Annotated in this window: 14 protein-coding genes; 9 read left to right on the top strand and 5 right to left on the bottom strand. The window is 69.7% G+C overall.

All coding sequences use genetic code 11. The annotated features are described in order from the left end of the window. The first annotated feature begins 70 nt into the window (after nt 1-70). Nucleotides 71-1,771: a fatty acyl-AMP ligase gene (locus tag HNR68_RS26325; protein WP_179724399.1), complete on the top strand. Its 1,701-nt coding sequence runs from the start codon at nt 71-73 to the stop codon at nt 1,769-1,771. Between the two features lie 969 nt (nt 1,772-2,740). Beyond that, entirely contained in the window at nt 2,741-3,085 is a 345-nt protein-coding gene (locus HNR68_RS26320; protein ID WP_179724398.1) for a hypothetical protein, read from the top strand. A gap of 601 nt (nt 3,086-3,686) precedes the next feature. On the opposite strand, the gene HNR68_RS26315 is transcribed toward HNR68_RS26320, so the two are convergent. After that, the gene (locus HNR68_RS26315; RefSeq protein WP_179724396.1) at nt 3,687-4,547 is read right to left on the bottom strand and encodes a hypothetical protein; all 861 of its coding nucleotides are present in this window, start codon (nt 4,545-4,547) and stop codon (nt 3,687-3,689) included. A 697-nt stretch (nt 4,548-5,244) separates the two neighbouring features. Then, nucleotides 5,245-5,514, bottom strand: a complete 270-nt coding sequence (locus HNR68_RS26310; RefSeq protein WP_179724394.1) for a hypothetical protein — start codon at nt 5,512-5,514, stop codon at nt 5,245-5,247. A gap of 836 nt (nt 5,515-6,350) precedes the next feature. Between HNR68_RS26310 and HNR68_RS26305 the strand changes: the two genes are divergently transcribed. Together HNR68_RS26305 and HNR68_RS26300 are read left to right on the top strand one after the other, a co-directional pair. Then, nucleotides 6,351-6,677 carry a hypothetical protein gene (locus HNR68_RS26305; protein WP_179724392.1) on the top strand — a complete coding sequence of 109 codons (327 nt, stop codon included), beginning with the start codon at nt 6,351-6,353 and terminating at the stop codon, nt 6,675-6,677. A gap of 441 nt (nt 6,678-7,118) precedes the next feature. Further along, entirely contained in the window at nt 7,119-7,451 is a 333-nt protein-coding gene (locus HNR68_RS26300; RefSeq protein ID WP_179724390.1) for a hypothetical protein, read from the top strand. Between the two features lie 503 nt (nt 7,452-7,954). Here the strand turns inward: HNR68_RS26300 and HNR68_RS26295 are convergent. Further along, nucleotides 7,955-8,320, bottom strand: a complete 366-nt coding sequence (locus HNR68_RS26295) for a hypothetical protein (RefSeq protein WP_179724388.1) — start codon at nt 8,318-8,320, stop codon at nt 7,955-7,957. A 1,158-nt stretch (nt 8,321-9,478) separates the two neighbouring features. On the opposite strand from HNR68_RS26295, the gene HNR68_RS26290 reads away from it, so the two are divergent. Both HNR68_RS26290 and HNR68_RS26285 read left to right on the top strand, forming a co-directional pair. Beyond that, nucleotides 9,479-11,575, top strand: coding sequence for a putative bifunctional diguanylate cyclase/phosphodiesterase (locus HNR68_RS26290; protein ID WP_179724387.1), 2,097 nt, complete (start codon nt 9,479-9,481; stop codon nt 11,573-11,575). A gap of 92 nt (nt 11,576-11,667) precedes the next feature. After that, nucleotides 11,668-11,919: a hypothetical protein gene (locus tag HNR68_RS26285; protein WP_179724386.1), complete on the top strand. Its 252-nt coding sequence runs from the start codon at nt 11,668-11,670 to the stop codon at nt 11,917-11,919. 82 nt (nt 11,920-12,001) lie between these two features. Here the strand turns inward: HNR68_RS26285 and HNR68_RS26280 are convergent, their stop codons facing one another. Both HNR68_RS26280 and HNR68_RS26275 read right to left on the bottom strand, forming a co-directional pair. Next, the gene (locus tag HNR68_RS26280; protein WP_179724385.1) at nt 12,002-14,005 is read right to left on the bottom strand and encodes a YhgE/Pip family protein; all 2,004 of its coding nucleotides are present in this window, start codon (nt 14,003-14,005) and stop codon (nt 12,002-12,004) included. 5 nt (nt 14,006-14,010) lie between these two features. Further along, a complete protein-coding gene (locus HNR68_RS26275) occupies nt 14,011-16,731 on the bottom strand; it encodes an MMPL family transporter (protein WP_179724384.1) in 2,721 nt (906 codons plus the stop codon). A 162-nt stretch (nt 16,732-16,893) separates the two neighbouring features. Here HNR68_RS26275 and HNR68_RS26270 point away from each other — a divergent pair, with 162 nt between their 5' ends. The 3 genes from HNR68_RS26270 (at nt 16,894) to HNR68_RS26260 (ending at nt 20,012) form a co-directional block, all read left to right on the top strand. After that, complete coding sequence (locus HNR68_RS26270; protein WP_179724383.1) at nt 16,894-17,541, top strand: TetR/AcrR family transcriptional regulator; 648 nt, start codon at nt 16,894-16,896, stop codon at nt 17,539-17,541. A 270-nt stretch (nt 17,542-17,811) separates the two neighbouring features. Further along, nucleotides 17,812-18,978 (top strand): ROK family transcriptional regulator, encoded by a 1,167-nt coding sequence (locus HNR68_RS26265; protein WP_179724382.1) that lies wholly within the window; start codon nt 17,812-17,814, stop codon nt 18,976-18,978. Between the two features lie 2 nt (nt 18,979-18,980). Further along, complete coding sequence (locus tag HNR68_RS26260) at nt 18,981-20,012, top strand: extracellular solute-binding protein (RefSeq protein WP_179724381.1); 1,032 nt, start codon at nt 18,981-18,983, stop codon at nt 20,010-20,012. The last annotated feature ends 88 nt before the right edge of the window (nt 20,013-20,100 follow it).

Here is a 20,100-nt window from a genome sequence, read left to right as displayed (position 1 = left end):
CAGGGCACCGATCGGTTCCGCACGGCGTTGAAGGAATGGAGATGGGATGCTTCTCGCTCACCCGAAGTCGATGACTGATGTCCTTCGCAACCGCGCACTGAGTTCCCCTGAGCGTGTCGCCCTCCGCTTCCTCCTCGACGGTGAGCTCCGCGAGCAGTCGTTGGACTACGCCGAACTGGACCACCTCGCCAGGGCGGCTGCGGCCGTCATCCAGCAGCGGTGCTCAGCTGGTGACCGCGTGCTGCTGATGTACCCGCCTGGAGTGGACTTCGTCGTGGCCTTCTTCGCGTGCATGTACGCGGGCGTGATCTCTGTTCCGGCGTACCCGCCCGACCCGAGCAGGCCCACCCGCACCATCCCGCGCCTGCAGGAGATGGCGAGCGACGCGAAGCCCGTCGCCGTGCTCACGTCCAGTGCGGCAATCGGCCTCCGCGGCTTCTTGGAGGAGCACGCGCCCGAACTGTCCGCGCTGCCGTGGATCGTCACCGACGAGCTCCCCACCGGCGCTGAAGACTGCTGGGTCGAACGCAGTCCCCACGCCGACGACGTGGCGTTCCTGCAGTACACCTCAGGATCCACCGGCGCTCCCAAGGGCGTTGTGCTCAGTCATGGGAACCTGCTGCACAATTCCCAGGCCATCCGGCACGCGTTCCACCTCAGCGAGGACACGGTCGCGGTCAGCTGGCTCCCGCCGTACCACGACATGGGACTCATCGGTGGTCTGCTGCAGCCGGTGTTCGCCGGGTTCCCGGTGGTGCTGCTGTCTCCGTTGCACGCGATCGAACGGCCGATGCGCTGGCTCGAAGCGATCAGCCGCTACCGCGCCACCGTGAGCGGCGGCCCGAACTTCGCGTTCGACCTCTGCGTCCGCAAGAGCACCGCCCATGAGCGAGCGGGGCTGGACCTGTCGGAGTGGCGGCTCGCCTTCGTCGGTGCCGACACGGTGCGGCCGGAAACGCTCCGGCGGTTCGCTGAGGCGTTCGCGCCGGCGGGGTTCACCAGCGCCTCCCTCTACCCGTGCTACGGACTGGCCGAAGCGACCCTCCTCGTCGCTGGCGCCATCCGGCGACGCGAACCGCTGATCAGGCGGTTCGACCGCACGGCGTTGATCGACGGCATCGCGAGCGACCCCGCTGACACCGAGGAGTCCGTCGAGCGCGTTTCGACGGGCCAGGCGTGTCTGGGCACCGTCGTCGAGATCCGCGACCCGGACACCGGCCGGCCGTGCCCGGACGGGCGCGTCGGAGAGATCTGCGTGCACGGGCCCGGTGTCGCTCAGGGGTACTGGGAACGCCCGGTCTTGTCCGCTGACGTGTTCCCGACCGATGGGCAGGGGCGCCGGTGGCTGCGCACCGGAGACCTGGGCGTCACGCTGGACGGCGAGCTCTACTTCGTCGGTCGAGCCAAGGACGTGGTCGTCCTCCAGGGCGTCAGCCACCACCCCCAGGACCTGGAGAACACCGCCGAGCGGGTGGGGCACCTGCTGCGGGTGGGCAGCGGGGCAGCGTTCTCGGTGGGACCGGACGGGGACGAGGACCTCGTCCTCGTCTACGAGATCGTGCGGGGGAAGGAGGCCACGGCCGAGGACCTGGAGGCGGAGTCGGAGCGGGTGCGCACGGCATTGCTGGCCGAGCACGGCGTGCGACTGAGCGAGCTCGTCCTGATCCGCTCAGGCAGCATCCCCAAGACCTCCAGCGGCAAGATCCAGCGCCAAGCCACCAAGATGCTCTACGAAGCGGAGGCGTTGGACCAGGTCGTGCCCCTGACGTGATCCCACCGGGCCTCGTGCCTGCCGGTCAGCGATCCCGATGACCTGACCTTCCTGGAGCCCGTCCTCCGGAGGATCCTTTCGAGCAGCTGTTCACGCCGGCGTGGTGACGTTGTCTCTGCACCGCACCAGGTTCGTGGCCGGCGCGGTGCGCACAGATGAGACCAGGGGGCCGGATCCCTCCTGCACGGGGAGCGGGTCCGGCCCCCAACCGCGCACAGCGGAGCTCGCGGGGTGCCCGAGCTCGCGACGCCGCCCAGCGGGGAGGCTCGCCGGGACGGGCGGTGCGCCCGCAGCGCGTCGACGACGGCGGCACGAGAACCTTCCCTGTCAGCACCAGGAAGATCGTGCACCTCCGGTGCCGTTGGTCTCGCCACACCGAGCTCGTCCGAGCACGTGCGATGGCGTCGAGAGCCCCGCGCACAGCCCGGGAACGGTGGCCCAGCGGTGTCGGTCGACTCCTGTGGTGGACGAGGTCGGAGGACCAGTCCATCGTGGACGCAATGAGGTGCGGTGTGCGGCGCGTCGTGATCGACGGCGGTGGAGTGCTTGACGGGGCTGCTGAGGGGATCGAGATCCGGTCGCCCCCCGCCGTGTCGGCGCGTTCCCCGCGACTGTCCACTGTGGTCTTCAGTCGCCGTGATCTGCCTTCGTGTGCGGAAGAAACGGGCCGGATGAGGAGAACACCGGGATGATCAGCGGAGGAGCCGGTGGGATCACCGGAAGAGGTTGACCAAGGGGGTTCGGTTTGCGGGCCTGCCGAAGTGGAGGCACCTTTGACGTGGTCCCGGACATCGCGGACTGCACATCGCGGGAGCATGGCGACGGTTTCGCCGGCATGGTTCTCGCTCTTCCCCCCAAGAAGCTCGGAAAAGTCATTCGCGAAAGTGGTGCATTCCTACGATGCGTAACTTCAAGCGCGTTCTCGCTGTTGCTGCGGTGGGTCTTCCGCTCGTCCTCGGGAGCCCGGCTGTGGCCCTGGCCGGTGACGGTGGTGGTCACCACAAGGGCCACAAGCCGTGCTGCAAGTCCATCAAGCAGGACCAGGACCAGGAAGCGGAGCAGGAGGCGAGCCAGGGAATCGGGCAGGCGACCAGCCAGACCCAGAGCAACAAGGGCGCGGTGTCGCCGCACCAGTTCGTGGTCGGTGACAACGCGACCCTGGAGAACACGCTCTACCAGGGCAACAACGCCGACGCCTACAACTCCGCCACGCAGAGCCTGGCTCAGGACCAGTACGCCGACCTGGACGGCAAGCAGAACGCCGAGCAGAACAAGGGCAAGAAGCACAAGAAGCACGGGTCGTGGAACGACTGACCGCAGCGTGAACGCAGAGCAGGCCTTGGTCCAGCGGTGCAACCGCTGGACCAAGTCATGTCAGCACCCCGGTCGATCGCGGGCGCACTTCGTCGGCGAGCGGAGGGGAGTGCGCTTCGGGGCGGTCGGATCAACCCGGGAGGGGATCAACGTGCTCGTTCCCACCGATCAACTGATCATGCACCACGTGCTGGAAACCTCCGGCGGTACCGCCAGTTCGTGTCCGCTCCAGGGTCTGCAGAACGTCTGGAGGGCTGTCGCTCTCCCGGCGACTTCGGATGCGCCCATGCCCGTCGGGGGCCGGCGTTGTGGGCCCGGGACTGGCGGTTCGTGCGCGCAGGTGGACCGGTCCCGGACCCTGGAGATCGATCCACTCGTACCCGGTTTCCCCGGTGGGACAACAGGGAGCTCCGAGCGGTGAGCCGGCTGCACACCACGAGCTGTGCTGGACACCGGGAGCGAGCTCCACGGGTCCAGGTTCGCCGTGCTGGGCAGCCACGGGGTCAACTCCCCGCGGCAGCTGCTTGGTCCGGCGACTCGAGGCACCGGACCAAGCAGCGCCACCCCATCATCGTGCCCGGTCTGGGAGCACGTGACCGGCTTAGTAGTTGTTCTCCTGCTGCCCGGCGTCCTGGTCCTCGCTCTGGTTGGTGGTGCTGTCGCTGCCCTGGAGGAGTCCCGTCGCCTGCCCGCCGAGGTTGATGAGGTTGTGCTGGACCTGGACGACGCGCTGGTAGGCCTCGTGGCTCTGCGCGGTGAGGCTGTGCTGTGCCTGGTCCAGGCTCAGGTTCTGGTCCCCAGATCCGCCGCGCCCGTGCTTCTTCCCCCAGCCGCCGTCCTCGCTGCTCCCCTTCGTGGCGGGCATCGAACCGGACTCGGTGTTGAAGGAGGTGGCGCCGTCAGCGGAGGCCACGCTGCCGGCTTGGCCGAAGTAGGCCTCACCGTCCGGGCTGGCGCCGGACTCGGTGTTGAAGGCGGTCGCGCCCTTCGGGGTGGCCATGCTGCCGCCCTGGCCGAAGTAGGCCTCACCGTCCGGGCTGGCGCCGGACTCGGTGTTGAAGGCGGTCGCGCCCTTCGGGGTGGCCATGCTGCCGCCCTGGCCGAAGTAGGCCTCACCGTCCCGGCTGGTGCCCGATTCGGTGTTGAAGGCGGTCGCGCCCTTCGGGGTGGCCATGCTGCCGCCCTGGCCGAAGTAGGCCTCACCGTCCGGGCTGAAGCCGGACTCGGTGCCGAAGGCGGTCGCGCCGTCGAGGGTGGCCACGTTCCCGACCTGCGAGAAGTGGGCGCCGCCGTACGGGGTGGAGCCCGACTCGGTGCCGAAGGAGGACGCGCCCTTCGGGGTGGCCGTGCTTCCGCTCTGGTCGAAGTAGGTGCCGTCGGCACCGGCAGTTCCGGAGATGCCGAACAACAGCGGAGTGGACAGGGCGGCCACGGTTGCGGCGGCGCGATTCAACTTACGCATGAAAGAGAAGCTCCTTACGCTTTCCGAGATACTGGACATGGTCCGTCCAGGCCACGCCCTCAACCGAAGGGCAAGATCACACTGATCTTGCTCGCGGCATATCCTTCCACTCCCGCGGCACGATGTGCTATGCACAAACGAGTGATGATTTCATCCGATCGAGACCATCTGCTCGGTCGTGGAATACTCCACATCGGGTGAAGTGGCCGCGGTCGGCTTGACCGACTGGATCTCGTGCCCAAGAATCCTGCGTGCGAGCGAGCGGCGAAGCGCCGCAGTGCCGGGCCCGTTCTCTGCGTGTCGGCGACACCTTTTCAGGGGTGAACGACGATCCCGTGAATTCGGGTCCCGTTCACTGGTGACCAGACACGCTGAAGTTCTGCTCTCGCGGACCGGTGACGCTTCTCGATCAGCGCCGTCGACGGATCGTCGCGGGGACGAAGGCGCCGAGGATGCGGAGGACGGGCTCGTGCGCCGGACCGTGACGGGTCGGCAGTGGTCGGTGGCGGGGTGGTGAGGGCGGCGTTCCCGCAGGTGGACCTCGGTGGAGGGGAGTTCGTCTCGTGTTGCGCCGCGAGGGGTGGTGACGCAGCAGGTTCGGCGTGAGCGCTGTCGCGGACGAGGAAGGAGAACGGGGTGTGGCAACAGCGGGAACCGTTGCCACACCCCGGGATGAACGTGTGCCGATCAGCGACGATCAGTAGTAGTTGTTGTAGTCGCCGCCACCGCAGACGTCGGCGGCCGACTCGGCCTCGTTCTCGCTCTCGCCCTTGATGATCGACAGGATCGGAACGGAAGCCGAAACCGGAACCGCGACGCAGGAGACGCCCACGTTCACGAGGCCCTTCAGGTGGTTGTTGCCACCACCGTCGCCAGCGTCGCCGCCGCCGGCGAAGGCGGTACCGGAAAAGCCCATCAGGCTCACCGCAATGGTGGTGACTCCCAGAAGACGAGCAGTCTTGCCCATGTGAGATTACCCTTCTCGAGATCGTGTCCGTATGCGTCTGATCGGCAATCTGACACCGTCGCCGACGACGGGGCAACCATATTCAGCGGCGCTCGACGCTCGCACTTCCGATCACCCTTTTGTTTAGACATGATCACCCGGGCGTGGGTTGTGGCTGAATACGATCTTCATGTCGTCCTTGTCGTGGGACACGCGCAGTCAGAAGTTCCTGTCTACAAAGGACTGTGTCGGGCCTCCGGTCGGGGCGGTCCGGTACGTCTCGACACCGCTCATCGACTGACGGCAGTTCTTCGCCGCGGACTGCGTCAACGTCGATCGAAGCCTTTTGTTGATCACAGCGATGTGGACGGTGGTCTCGTGTGTACTGATCGACTGTCCGTCGCTCCACGGCGACGGCCGACCGACTGGGGCGGCAACGGCTCTGGCGCAGCCCAGTGCACGTCGGTCGGGGCGCCTCGTCCCGTTGCCTCTGCGGTGGCCGGAGATCGCCGGTTCCCGTGCTCCGGGTGAAGGTCTTTCCTCGGAAATCCGGTGAGAACTCGGTGTTTCCGTGCGCGTACCAAGGCGCCGTTTTGGTGATCGCTAGATGAGGTGGTGCACGGGGGTTCGGTTTGCGGGGCGGTGGGGGAGGGGGCATTTTTGACGTGGTCCCGGACGTTGTGGACTGATTTTTCGGGGAATGTGGCGGCGTCTTTCGCTGGCCTCGTCCCTGGCCATCCCTCCTAAGATGCTCGAAGAACTCCTCACGAAAGTGGTGTATTTCTACGATGCGTAACTTCAAGCGCGTTCTCGCTGTTGCTGCGGTGGGTCTTCCGCTCGTCCTCGGGAGCCCGGCTGTGGCCCTGGCCGGCGACGGTGGTGGTCACCACAAGGGCCACAAGTCGTGCTGCAAGTCGATCAAGCAGGGCCAGGACCAGGAAGCGGAGCAGGAGCTGGCCCAGGAGATCGGGCAGTGGATCGGTCAGACCCAGAGCAACAAGGGTGAGGTGTCGCCGCACCAGTTCGTGGTCGGTGACCACGCGACCCTGACGAACACGCTCGAGCAGGGCAACAACGCCAACGCCAGCAACTCCGCGGAGCAGGCGGCGGCCCAGTGGCAGGACGCCGACCTGGACGCCTCCCAGGACGCCAAGCAGAACAAGAACCACAAGAAGCACCACTGACCAGTCGAACGCAGAACGGCTCTCGGGTCCGGCGGCTCCCCCACCGCCGGACCCGAGCCTTGTCGGCGCCTCGACGACCCGTTCCCAGCGGTCCCGCTCCGCGCGGGTGACCGGAGAAGGCGACCCAGGACGACGAGGTCTGGAGAAAACAGTGGTCGTCGGCGGTTTCGGGAATTCAGGCGTGATCGCTGGAAGAGGTGATCAGCCGGGTTTCGGTTTGCGGAAGCGTGGGCGAAGCGGCACCTTTGACGTGGTCCCGGACATTGTGGACTGCTCCGCGGGGAATGTGGTGGCGATTTTCGACGGCATCGTCCTCGACGCATTCCCCGCGTGATCCCGAATGAAAACTGGCGAAAGTGGTGTGTTTCTACGATGCGTAACTTCAAGCGCGTTCTCGCTGTTGCTGCGGTGGGTCTTCCGCTCGTCCTCGGGAGCCCGGCTGTGGCCCTGGCCGGTGACGGTGGTGGTCACCACAAGGGCCACAAGCCGTGCTGCAAGTCCATCAAGCAGGACCAGGACCAGGAAGCGGAGCAGGAGCTGGAGCAGGCGATCGCTCAGCTGATCGGCCAGGACCAGAGCAACAAGGGCGCGGTGTCGCCGCACCAGTTCGTGGTCGGTGACAACGCGACCCTGGAGAACACGCTCTACCAGGGCAACAACGCCGACGCCTACAACTCCGCGGCGCAGGAAGCCGACCAGGGGCAGCTCGCCGACCTGGACGGCAAGCAGAACGCCGAGCAGAACAAGGGCGGGAAGCACAAGAAGCACGGCTGACGCAGTCGTTCAGCAGCAGGTCGTGGTCCGGCGGGTCCCCCAACCGCCGGACCTTTCCTTGTCCGGGATTCGACTGGGGGGTGCGCCGAAGCCCGCATCAGCCGCATGACGTGGGGGGTGGAGGTGACCGCCTCGCCGTTCACGGGCACGGCCGACGGTGGTGGTGCTGCACCGGCACGAGCGCGGCACGACGATGCCGTCCGCTGGTGGTGAGGTGTGGGCGGGCGAGCGCCAGCCGGGGTGGAACCTGGGAACTGGTTGACCGCGAGCGGTGTGGTGACCGTGGGGACCGGACTCGCGGCGCCGCTCGTTCGCTGCTGGGCAGAGCGACGACGAAGACGTGAGATCGAGGACGAGGTGTGCGGAAGTAGGAGCCGGGTGTCTGCTTCCTGCTCCTACTTCCGCGTGGGCAGGACCGATGTGCTGTCCTAGCCCGTGTGCGAGGCGATGCGGATTCCCGGACCGGAGCCCTCAACGGCTCCGGCCGTCACCGGGGTTCGTGCTCACCAGTTCTTGCCCTGCACACTGATGGTGCTCTGCGCCGTGGTGGCGCTTCCCTCGCTGTAGCCGCTCTGCACGGTGGTGGTGCTTCCCGTGGTGGTGCTCTGCGTGGTGGTGCTCTGCACCGTGGTGGTCTGCACGCTGGCGTTCGCCTGGACGATCTGGGCGTCCTGCGGGGCGGGAGCGGGAGCGGGAGCAGGGGCCGGCGCCGGCAGGGTGACGTGAGGACCGGGCACCACGTAGACCGTCTCGTTCACCGGGGCATCCGCATCGATGATGGTGGCGTCGGCGAGCGCTGCGGGCGCTGCCAGGGCAGTCGTACCGAGTGCGACGCTTGCCGCGGCGGCGATACGGGCGAACTTCTTCATGTGAGCCTCTTTCATCGTCGAATCGCTTCAGCATCCGGCCAGCGCGGACGGATTGCCAGGAGCAGTTGTAATGGCGAAGACCGAGATCCGCTTGTCGTGACTGGCCTTGATCGCCTCTTCGGTTGATCCCGGACAACCGCATGCGGCCTGGAGTCTCATGTGGATGGTCGAGAGCGGGCATGTCCCCCTGGGTGGCATCGCCGCGTCTCCACCGCGGCAGCGCTCGGGGGCAGGTCACGACTCCGTCCACACGGGACGATCCGGGTGGGCAGCCCGCTGCGCGGCCGACGTCCGGGCATGGTGGAGCTGACCCTCGCGCATTTCGTGAATCCGCCGCGAGCGTTGTTCCGGCCTGTTCCTGGTGTGCGAAAATCGTCGTCGGCGTGCGGCGAACGAAAATCCCCCACAAAGCATCGGGCCGCGTGCGGGGAAGGAATTCACATTTGCGGTCGCCAAGTAGAGTGATCGTGGTTGCGTCGACTTTCGCGTCACCCTAGGTTCCTGGTCGTAGCTGGTTGACGCGCTGGCCGGCTGCTCCTTGGGATGCGGGAAGGCCGGACCCGCTGTGCGGTGAGACCCCATCTCCCGGGTTCGGCTTTCCTGTCTCGGACCTCCAGAGCCGTCGAGGATCGACCCTGCGCCCGCAGCGGGACCCGCGTCGGCGTGGGACGCCGCCGGGTCGCCTCGTGAGAACGGTTCCGCCGAGCGTTCCGCAGTGCGGCGGTGTGAGCCCGGGGAGCGGACGCCCGGCTGGATCGATCCGGGCGAATCGGGTTGTCGTTGACCCGAGGCGAACTCTCCGCTGGTCACTAGGGTGGGTGCATGACACGGCACCTGTGGCCGCCGTAGCGCAGCGTGGCAGAGAGCGAGGGGGCGACGACGCTGCGGTGGGTGGGCGCGGGCGTCCGGAGTCCGTGGCCTGGCACCCGCGAGACGGGCCGGGACTGGGTGTCCACTGTGACGGAACGGCCGACCCGCGTCGCGTGGTTCTTGCGTGCGCCCCTGGTGCCCGTGGTGCGCGCGGGACGCGAGGCGACAGCTGGTTCGCCGTCGGGTGCAGCTGCGAGGAATTCGACGACCGAGGGGCTAGTTCGGGTGGTTTTCCCGGAACAGGCCGGGCAGCCTGGATCCAGGCACGACGTTCGGAGGGGAGTTCGAATGGGTTCGACGCAGTCAGAACTTCCCGACGACCGAGCGGTGCAGGCGAGCGCGGCCAAGGCCCTCACCTCGGAGGACATGCGCGACTACGCGATCTTCTCGCTGGACGCCCAGGGGAACGTGGTCAGCTGGAACACGGGCGCGCAGCGCATCAAGGGCTACACCAGCGAAGAGATCATCGGCAGGCACTTCTCGATCTTCTACCCGCCTGACCAGGTCGAGGCCGGGTACCCGGACTGGGAGCTGGAGCAGGCGGCGCGGGACGGCTTCTTCATCGACCGGGGCTGGCGGGTGCGCAAGGACGGCAGCCGCTTCTGGGCGCACGTGGTCGTCACCGCCACGCGCGCGCCCGACGGCAGCCTGTACGGGTTCATCAAGATGACCCGGGACGAGGGCGGCGTGCACGCGCGCCACCAGCGGTCGCGGCGTCAGTTCAGCGACCTGTTCGAGCTCGCCTCCACCGGCATCGCCCTGTTCGACAACGACGGCCGGTTCCTCGACGCCAACCAGGCGCTGTCCGACCTGCTCCGCTACCGCCTCTCCGAGCTGCGCACCAAGACCGACCGCGACATCGTGCACGGCAGCGACCCCGACGGGAGCGGCCTGCTGCCGAGCACGTCACCGCTGACCACGCCGGGCGGCCTCGGCGAGCCGATCCCGCACCGGGTGCTGGCCCGCGCCGACGGCCAACCCGTGCTGTGCGAGGTGCACAGCAAGCCGTCGGTGAGCGAAGAGGGCGGCCCGGTGTGGCTGGCGATCTTCAACGACGTCACCGAGCAGGTCCAGCACCTGGAGACCCTGCGTTACCAGGCCATGCACGACGAGACCACCGGCCTGCTCAACCGCCGGGGCTTCGAGGAGGTGACCGCGTCGATGGCCGAGGCCGCCGGGGGCGGCCAGGCGGCGGTGCTGTTCTGCGACCTCGACAACTTCAAGCGCATCAACGACGCGCTGGGGCACGAGGCCGGGGACGAGCTGCTCACCGCGGTCGCCGCGCGCCTCAACGAATCGCTGCCGCCGAAGTGCACCGCAGCGCGGCTGTACGCCGACCAGTTCGTCGTCGCCTGCCCCGACGTGGAGGCCAGCGGGGGCCTGGAGGCCCTCACCGCGCAGGTCACCGACCTGTTCCGGATGGTCGTGCCGTTGCGGGAGTGGCGGGTGCACGTCTCCGCCTCGGTCGGCGCCGCGGTGCTCGACCGCGAGACGTCCCTGAGCGAGGTCCTGCGCGCCGGGGAGGCGGCGATGATCGAGGACCGCGCGCGCGGCCAGGGACGTGCCAGCGGTGCGCTCTTGCCCGTCCAGGCCGACTCCGAGCAGATCCAGCTGGAGCAGGACCTGCGCGAGGCCATCGACGAGGACCGCCTGGGGCTGCACTACCAGCCCATCGTGGACAGCACCGGGCACGTGGTGCTGGCCGAGGCGCTGCTGCGCTGGACCCACCCCGAGTACGGACGGATCCCGCCCGACATCGTGCTGCGCATCGCCGAACGCGGTGGGCTGCTGGCCGACCTGGACCGGTCCGTGCTGCACCGGGCCCTGCGCGAGTCGTCCCGGTGGAAGGGGCCGGGCGGCCGCCCGGTCGGCGTCACGGTCAACGTGGCCGGCCTGCACCCCAACCAGGTGTCCTTCGTCGACGAGATCACCACGGCGCTGCGCGACACCGGCACCGACCCCGACCGCCTCGTCATCGAGATGCTCGAGACCGTCATCGCCGAGCTCTCCCCGCAGGCCCGCGCAGCCATGGGCGACCTCGTCGACAGCGGGGTCCGCTTCGCCATCGACGACTTCGGCACCGGCTACTCCTCGCTGTCCCGGCTGAGCGAGCTGCCGGCGCAGGTCATCAAGCTGGACCGCGAGTTCGTCGGCGGCATCTGCATCGACCCCACCGACCTCGGCATCACCCGCGCGGTGGCGGAACTGGCCCGGACCATGGAGCGGTTCTGCATCGCCGAGGGCGTCGAGACGCCGAACCAGTACCACCTGCTGCGGTCCATCGGCATGGACGCCTACCAGGGCTACCTGTTCTCCGCCCCGCTGCCCCCGGCGGACTTCGAGGCCTTCCTCACCACCACCCCGCTGAACTGGACCAGCCGCTGACGGACGACTGTCCGATGAGGACGTCCCAGCGCGGCGTTTGGGCGGGGAGCGGTCGGGTAACCGGCAGACGAGCGCTGTAGAGGGGGAGTGCCATGCTGGCGGCCATTCGCAGATTCGGCATCACGTCCGACCACATGTTCCTCGCCGGCTTCGTCTCGATCGGACTGACGTTCGTCGCGTGGTCCGCGTCCGTGAACGCGGAGAACACCGAGCGGGCCGACCGGTGGGGCATCTTCATCGGTGAGTGGGCCCCGAGCTTCTTCGCGCTGGGCACGGCGCTGCGGCTGGACGAGCAGTCGGCCGGGAAGCGCTGGTGCCCCACGTCGAAGCGGAAGTGGGCCTAGGCCTCGGGCGAAGCCCCACGACGGAGGAGGTCCGCCCGGCGCGGGTGCGCCGAGCGGACCTCCCGTGTCCAGAGCTGGTCGATCACCAGGCCGGGCGGCTGGCCGCGGTCTGGCGGCGGAACCGCTTGGCCGGGACCACCCGGGCCCGGTCCACCGCGAGCAGCGCGAACAGCACACCCGCCACGAGCCAGACCAGCAGCTGCAGCACGCCGCTCAGCGCGCCGTCGGCCCCGGTGACGATCGAGGCGAGTGCCTGGACCGCGCCGTGGGTCGGCAGGAAGCTGCTGGTGCTGTGCAGCAGGCCGGGCACCGTGGACACCACCCCGGTCGCCGCGGCCAGCGCCAGGACCACGAGCGAGACCACCCGGCCCCCGGTGCCGAACAGCGCGGTCAGCGCCTGGTTGACCGCCACGAAGGCCAGCGCGGCCAGCAGCGTCACCCCGGCGAAGGCCGCCCAGGAGCCGAAGGACAGGTCCAGGAACGGCGCCAGGGCCGCGCTGACCACCACCGCGCCGACCGCGGCGACCAGCGCACCGGGCAGCAGCGAGGTGAGGACCAGGCGCCAGCTGGAGCGGCGCGAGGTCGCGGCGTCCTCCGGCACCGCCCGGACCACCGCGTAGACGGCCAGCCCGGCGATCCAGAACGCGACGGCGATCAGCAGGCCGATCAGCGACTTGCCGAAGGTGGGCAGCTCGGACTCCAGCGCGGCCGGGCTGGACGCCACCGTCTTGAGGTGCGCGCGCTCCTCGTCGGTGTAGTTGGGCAGCTGGTCCGCCGCCGGGGCCATCTGGTCGGCGAACATCCGGTTGCCGTCGGCGACCTGCTGGGCCCCGTCGGCCAGCTGGCCCACCCCGCCGTGCAGCTGCTGGACACCGCCGTTGAGCTGGTCCAGGCCCCCGGCGAGCTGCTGCGCGCCGTCGCTGAGCTGCGTGCCGCCCGCGGCCAGCTGGCCGATGCCGTCGACGAGCTGACCGGAGTTGTCGGCGAGCATGCGGGTGCCCATGGCGATCTGCTCGGACCCGAAGGCCAGGCCCTCGAACCCGTCCCGGGCCTGCTTGACCGGCCCCTGGATCTTCGCCTTGATGGTGTCCAGCACGCCCTGGCGCTGGTTGGCCTGCTCGACGTGCTCCCGCAGCTGGGTGCAGAAGTCCGAGGTCAGGCCCTCGGTCGGGCACCGCTCGGCCAGCTTGGCCAGGCCGTCGAGCTTGGGGGAGTCGGGGATCAGCTCGGTGGCGGCCAGGATCTGGTCGGTGAGCGGGACGAACTGGTCGGCCATCGCGCGGTTGCCCGCCGCGACCTGCTCCGCGCCGTCGGCCAGCTGCCGGGTCTGCTCGGGCATCTGCTTGACCTGCCGGTGCAGCTCGTTCAGGCCGCCCGACAGCTGCTGCATCCCGTCGGCGAGCTGGTTGCCGCCGTCGGCCAGCTGCGGCACGCCGCTGGCCAGCTCGTCCACACCGCTGGAGAGCTGCCCGATGCCGCCCGCGAGCTGCCCGCTGCCGTCGGCGAGCTGGCGCGCACCGTCGACCGCGGTGCCCAGCTGGCCGTGCATCTCCGCGAAGCCGCCGTAGAAGCCGTCGAGCAGCATCTCCACGATCTGCTTGTTGAACACCGACACGCTCTGCCGGGCCGCGGCCTCCACCGCGGCCGCGTCGGCCGGGGCCGCCACCGGCGAGGTCTCCACCCGGATCCCGGCCTGGGTGGCGTCCATCGGCTCGCCGGTCAGCACCGACGCGGTGGTGCGGGAGAACGCCTTCGGGATGGTCACCACCGCCGCGTAGCGGCCGTCGGCCAGCCCCTCCCGGGCGTCCTCGGCGGCGGTGACCTGCCAGGTGTAGCCGGTGTCGGTGCTGTTGACCAGCTTCGCGGCCATCTCCCGGCCCAGCGGGGCCATCTGGCCGTTGATGGTGGCCGGCTCGTCCTCGTTGACCACCGCGACCTCGGCGGCGCCGTGCTGGCTCATCGGGGCCCAGAACGCCCAGGCCAGCACGCCGACGAGGAGCACGGGGACCAGCGCGAGGCCGATCCAGGTGCCGCGCCCGACGGAGCCGCCCGAGCGCCGGGCGGCCTGCGTGAACGGGTTCCTCATGACCCTCACACCTCCTGGAGACGGCCCGCGAACAGGGCGGGCCGCGCGGAAAGCCGCAGAACGTCGACCCGGTGGTCCGGCAGCAGGTCGGCGACCAGGCCCGGGTTCGTGTAGGTCAGGACGAAGCTCACCGGAGCACCGTCCGGTGTGGACGAACTGGTGAGCAGGTAGGCGAGCTCGTGGCGCTGCTGGGAGTCGGCGATCGAGTCGACCTCGTCGAGCAGCACCAGCCGCACGCCGTCGGCGATGGCCCGCCGGACCTCGACGGCCGGTGCCTCGCTGGTGCGGCACTGGACCAGTGCGGTGCGCGAACGGACCGCCCGGGCCCGCTGCGGCAGCAGCATGCCGGCCACCCGCACGTCACCCCGCACGGTGCGGACCCGGCCGCCGAGCGCGTGCAGCAGCGCGGAGCCGGCGTCGGACTCGCTCTCCACCGCGAGCACGCCGCCGGGGTGCAGGTGGATGTCCACCCCGCCGACGACCTGCTCGCCGCGGTCGTCGTGGACGCTCAGGCCGCGGGCGCTGACCACCTCGTCGTTGCCCGGCCAGTCGGCCAGCCGCAGCTCGTGCTGGAGCGCCTCGCCCTCCACGTCCAGCGAGGGCAGCCGGCGGGCCAGCCAGCGCGGCAGCCACCAGGCCTTGTCGCCCAGCAGCGCCATCACCGCGGGCACCAGCGTCATGCGGACCACGAAGGCGTCGACGAACACGCCGACCGCGAGCCCGAACGCGATGGGCTTGATGTTGGAGTCGCCGTGCGGGACGAACGCGGCGAACACCGAGATCATGATGACCGCGGCGGCCACCACGACCGGCGCGACGTTGGTGAACCCGGACTCGATGGCCCGCTTGGCGTCACCGTGGTGCGAGTACTCCTCCCGCATCCGGGAGACCAGGAACACCTCGTAGTCCATGGCCAGCCCGAACAGGATCGCCATGAGCAGGATCGGCATGAAGCTGATGACGCCGCCGACGTGGGAGACGTTGAGCGGGCCGGTCAGGTGCCCCTGGTTGAACACGAACGCGACCGCGCCGAAGGTCGCGCCGACCGACAGCAGGTAGCCCAGCGCGGCCTTGACCGGCACCCACACCGACCGGAACACCATCGCCAGCAGCACCAGCGTCAGGCCGACCACGATGACCGCGAACGGCAGCAGCGCGTCGAAGAGCTTCTCGGACAGGTCGATGCCGATCGCGGTCACACCGGTCACCGCGATGCCCGCGCCGTACTCCTCCTCGAAGTGCGGGCTCATCGCGCGCAGCCGGTGCACCAGGTCGGCGGTCTCGTCGGCCTCGCCGCCGGTGGTCGGCACGACCTGGATGATGCCGGTGTCGATGGTCGGGTTCGGGGTGGCCATCGGCACCGCGGCGACGCCCGGCATCGCGCGGATCTCGTCGGCGATGCCGTTGACCTGGCCCAGCGGGTCCGTGCTGCCGATGATGTCGGTGGTCACCATCAGCGGGCTGTTGAAGCCGGGGCCGAACTCCGCGGCGATGTGGTCGTAGGTGTCGCGCGCCGGGGTCCCCACCGGCTGCGAGCCGGCGTCGGGCACCGAGAGCTTCAGGTCCGCCATCGGCAGCGTGCACAGGCCGAGCCCGGCGATGACCACGACGATCGTCACCAGCGGCGCCTTGGTGACGCCCCGGACCCAGGCGAGCGCGAACGAGCGGCGCGCCCGCCGCTGCCGCCGGCGCCGCCGCACCTTCGTGGGCCGCAGCCGTTCCCCGGCGAAGCTCAGCAGCGCCGGGATGATGGTCAGCGCCACCGCGACGCCGATCGCGATCGAGACACCGGCGAGCACGCCCATCGTGGTCAGGAACGTGATCCCGGGGACCGCCAGCGCCAGCAGCGCGATGATCACCGTCATCCCGGCGAAGATCACCGCCGACCCGGCGGTGGCCACCGAGCGCGCGATGGACTCCGTGACGCCGACGCCGGCGGCGAGCTGCTCGCGGTGCCGGGACACGATGAACAGCGAGTAGTCGATGCCCACGGCCAGGCCCAGCATCATGCCGAGCATCGGCGCGGCCGAGGAGACCTCGGTGAACGCGGTGGTCAGCAGCACGATGGTCATCGACACGCCGACGCCGACGAACGCGGTGACCAGCGGCATCACCGCCGCGATGAGCGAGCGCAGCAACAGCAGCAGCACCATCAGCGCGACGACCACGCCGACCGCCTCGGTGGCGCCCAGCTCCGGCATGGCGTTGGCGTAGATGTCGCCACCGACGTGCACGGAAGCGCCCGGACCGAGCTCCGCCTCCAGCGCCTGGGCCTCCGCGAGCAGGTCGTTCTTGACCTGGTCGGGGACGTCCAGCGGCGGGAAGTCGAACTGCATGTTGATGATGCCGGTCCGCCGGTCCTCGGAGACCTGGTTGGCCACCAGCTCGTCCAGCGGGCTCATCACCGTGCCGACGCCGTCCCACTCCGAGACCCGGTCGATGAGGCCCTCGAAGGCCTCGCGCACCTGCGGGTCGTCGACGTGCTCGCCCTCGGGGACGGTGAACACCATCTGCGCGCGCGAACCGGTCATCTGCGGGAAGACGTTGTTGAGGTGGTCCAACGCCTCCTGCGATTCAGCGCCGGGGATCTCGAGCGAGGTCTGCATCCCCTGCTGGAAGACCAGCGCGCCCCCACCCAGCACGGCGAGGAGCGCGAGCCACGCGACCAGCACCCACGCTCTGGTGCGGACCACGGCCCGCCCGAGTCGGTACAGCAAAGACGACAACCGGAACACTCCCGCAGTGAAGGACTCGATACACGGCGCATGCGATACGCGATGCATGCGATACACGATGTATTCGATGCACACTGTATATTTCCCGCGATCCCCCGCGGCCACCTCGTCGCGGAACTGTGAGGCGAAACACTGAGCAGGAGACTCGAGGACATGACCGATCAGCCGCCACGGCGCGAGACACGGCGACGCGCGGAGACTCGCCGACGGCTGATCGCCGCTGCTCGCGAGGTGTTCCTGGAGCACAGCATCAGCGACACGCCGGTGGAGCTGATCTGCGAGACGGCGGGGTTCAGCCGCGGCGCCTTCTACTCCAACTTCGCGACGAAGGAGGACCTCTTCCTCGCGGTCTACGAGGAGGAGGTCGCGGCGCGCATCGACCAGACGCGCGAGATCATCGAGAAGGCGATCGCGCCGACCCGGCACGAGCGCTCGGTGCACGAGGCGATCCTGGAGATCGGCGCGGCGTGCGCGGAGGCGCTGTCCGCGGACAAGACGTGGTACCTGCTGCTGGCGGAGTTCCGCGCGCACGCCCTGCGCGACCCGGAGATGCGCCTGCGCGCGGGGGAGTACCTGGACCAGATCACCGACGAGGTCGCCGAGCTCATGCACCACGCGCTCGACGAGCTGGGCATGCGCGCGGTGGTGGACACCCGCGACGCGGTGCGCGCACTGCTGGCGATCTACGACGCGGAGCTGGAGCGCGCGGTCTTCAGCGACACCGACCCGAACATGGGCACCCTCTTCACGGAGATCTTCCCCCGCGTCGCCGCCGCCCTCATCGCCCCGAGGGAGGACTGACCGCTCCGGCGGCGTGCTGCGCGCCGGCGTCCGCGATCTCGTGGAGATCGCCGGCTTGATCTCCAGCGACATCGCGTGCCACCGGGGTCGACGGGCCTACCGGGGCCTCGGTCGGGGTGTGTCGTCGCTCGGCCTCTCCGTGGTCCGCCGCTCGGGGTCGGTCGCGGCGCGAAAGAGGTTCTGGATCGGTCGAGAAGAGCTTGGCACGGCGGGAAGTTCGGTGCGGCGCAGGTATTGAAAACTTACTTCGGATGCCGTAAGAAGTACCGCATGTCCGAGGTCACCGAGCGTTCCGCGCCCACCGGGAACGAGGCTCTGCGGCGCATCCGCACGGAAGCCGTGCTCGCCGCGCTGCGGGAGCACGGGCCGGTGTCGCGCACCGAACTCGCCGGGCTGACCGGGTACCGGCCGTCGTCGCTGACCGAGATCGTGCGCGAGCTGATGGGCAGCGGGCACGTCCTCGAAGTCGGGGCCGGGGACTCCTCCGGAGGCCGTCGCCCGCGGCTGCTGGCGTTCAACCCCGCCGCCGAATCGCTCATCGCCGTGTCCCTGGAGGGCGAGCAGGCGCGCGTCTCGGTGCTCGACCTCGCCGGGGAGCTGCTCGGTGGGTACAGCCGCGCGGTGGACCCGCACGCCCCGCTGGACGGGCTGACCGACGTCATCCGGAACGCGGTCGACGCCCACCCGGAACCCCGGCCCGGCCGCGTCGTGTTCTCGCTGCCCGGCGTGGCCACCGCGGGAGGGGCGGTCGCGCTGTCACCGGTGCTGGAGTCGCTGGGCAGCCGCTCGCTCACCGAGGAGCTGACCGCGCGGGTCGGGTTGCCCGTGCAGGTCTCCAACGACGTCAACCTCATCGCGCTGGGGGAGCGCGAGCGCGGCGCCGCCGCTGACGTGGACGACCTCGTGCTCATCTACGTCGGCTACGGCATCGGCGCCGCCGTCATCAGCGGGGGCGCGCTCTGCCGCGGGGCCGCCGGTTTCGCCGGTGAGATCGGCTTCCTGCCCACCGGACTGCCGCCCGCACCACACACCGGCGGGCGCGGCGAGTTCGAGAAGCGGTGGAGCGTCCCGGGGATCCGGCAGGCGCTGTCCGAACTGGACGGTGCGGTCGGTGGTGCCCCGGTCGCCGAGCTGGCCGCTCGGGCCGGCGACCCTGCCGTCGCCGCGCTGCGCAGGCAGGTCATCGAGGCGTGGGCCTACGCCGCCATCGTCTGCGCGTGCGTGGTCAACCCGGCACGCGTGGTCTTCGCCGGAGCCGCCACCGAACTCGGGCCGGACGGGTTGGCCGAACTGGCCGCGCTCGTCGGCTCGGCGGCTCCGTCAGCGCCCGAGGTCGTGTTCGCCGAGCTCGGGTCGCGCGCGCTGCACATCGGCGCGGTTTCCCCATCCCTGATCACCCCGGCTGCGGACACCGTGCAGCCCATGCGCGAAGGGTAGCCATGCGAAGAATCCTCTCCCTCCTCGCCGGCGTGCTGGTGCTCGCCGGCCTGACCACCGGGTGCGGGCTCACCCCCGCCGGTGGCGAGTCCGGCCTGACCATCTACACCGCCCGCGACAAGGCGCTCGCCGAAGCGGTCGTCAAGGACTTCGAGGCCGCGTTCCCCGAGTACCGCGGCAAGGTCCGGCTGCTCACCCTCGGGGCGCAGGAGGCCGCCGAGCGGATCGCGGCCGAGCGGGGCCGCCCGCAGGCCGACGTCTGGTGGGGCGGCTCCCAGCAGCAGCTCACCCAGGCCGCCGACGAGGGCCTGCTCGCCCCCGTGCCCGACCAGGTGCGCGACCGGGTCCCCGCGCGCTTCCGCGACCCCGAGGGCCGGTGGGTCGGCGAGATGGTCCTCGCCGAGGTCGTCTTCTACAACGAGCAGATGCTCACCCCGGAGCAGGCGCCGAAGGACTGGGACGACCTGGTCAAGCCGGAGTACCGGGACAAGGTCGTGGTCCGCGACGTCGCCGCCTCCGGCACGATGCGCAGCATCTACTCGGCGATGATCAGTCGCAAGGGCACCCCGGAGAACCCCCAGCCCGGCTACGACTGGCTGCGCGCGCTGGACGCCAACACCAAGATCTACGCGGCCAACCCCACCGACCTCTACCTGCGGATGCAGCGCCAGGAAGCGCCGATCAGCGTGTGGAACCTGCAGGACGTCCTGCTGCAGCAGGAGAAGACCGGCGCCCCGTTCAAGCCGGTGGCCACGGCCTCCGGCGTGCCGCAGCTGGTCGACGGCGTGGCCAAGGTCCAGGGCGGCCCGAACTCCGAGGCCGCCGACAAGTTCCTCGACTTCCTGCTCAGCGCGGAGAAGCAGACGCAGCTCGCCGAGGAGTACTTCCAGATCCCGACCGTCGAGCAGGCCGACCAGCCGAGCTGGCTGGCCCCGCTGGGCCTGCACGAGATGCCCGTCGACTGGAACGTCGTCGCGGCCGAGGAAGACGAGTGGATCTCCTACTGGAGCGAGCACATCAAGAACCAGGGCTAGCGCCGCGGTGCGGGGCGTCCGAGCCGGCGCCCCGCACCCCCGCTGCCCCCGTCCCACCCGTCCCGCCGGAGCGCGGGCAGAGCACGGA

Source organism: Saccharopolyspora hordei (assembly GCF_013410345.1).
Taxonomy (GTDB): Bacteria; Actinomycetota; Actinomycetes; order Mycobacteriales; family Pseudonocardiaceae; genus Saccharopolyspora; species Saccharopolyspora hordei.
The sequence above is the reverse complement of the archived record's forward strand: the minus strand, read 5'-3'. Positions and strand labels throughout refer to the sequence as shown.

Bases quoted from the DNA above. Each gene is read 5' to 3' on its own strand.
- HNR68_RS26325 (WP_179724399.1), top strand. From the start codon at position 71: ATGACTGATGTCCTTCGCAACCGCGCACTGAGTTCCCCTGAGCGTGTC.
- HNR68_RS26315 (WP_179724396.1), bottom strand. From the start codon at position 4,547: ATGCGTAAGTTGAATCGCGCCGCCGCAACCGTGGCCGCCCTGTCCACT.
- HNR68_RS26310 (WP_179724394.1), bottom strand. From the start codon at position 5,514: ATGGGCAAGACTGCTCGTCTTCTGGGAGTCACCACCATTGCGGTGAGC.
- HNR68_RS26295 (WP_179724388.1), bottom strand. From the start codon at position 8,320: ATGAAGAAGTTCGCCCGTATCGCCGCCGCGGCAAGCGTCGCACTCGGT.
- HNR68_RS26290 (WP_179724387.1), top strand. From the start codon at position 9,479: ATGGGTTCGACGCAGTCAGAACTTCCCGACGACCGAGCGGTGCAGGCG.
- HNR68_RS26285 (WP_179724386.1), top strand. From the start codon at position 11,668: ATGCTGGCGGCCATTCGCAGATTCGGCATCACGTCCGACCACATGTTC.
- HNR68_RS26280 (WP_179724385.1), bottom strand. From the start codon at position 14,005: ATGAGGAACCCGTTCACGCAGGCCGCCCGGCGCTCGGGCGGCTCCGTC.
- HNR68_RS26270 (WP_179724383.1), top strand. From the start codon at position 16,894: ATGACCGATCAGCCGCCACGGCGCGAGACACGGCGACGCGCGGAGACT.
- HNR68_RS26265 (WP_179724382.1), top strand. From the start codon at position 17,812: ATGTCCGAGGTCACCGAGCGTTCCGCGCCCACCGGGAACGAGGCTCTG.
- HNR68_RS26260 (WP_179724381.1), top strand. From the start codon at position 18,981: ATGCGAAGAATCCTCTCCCTCCTCGCCGGCGTGCTGGTGCTCGCCGGC.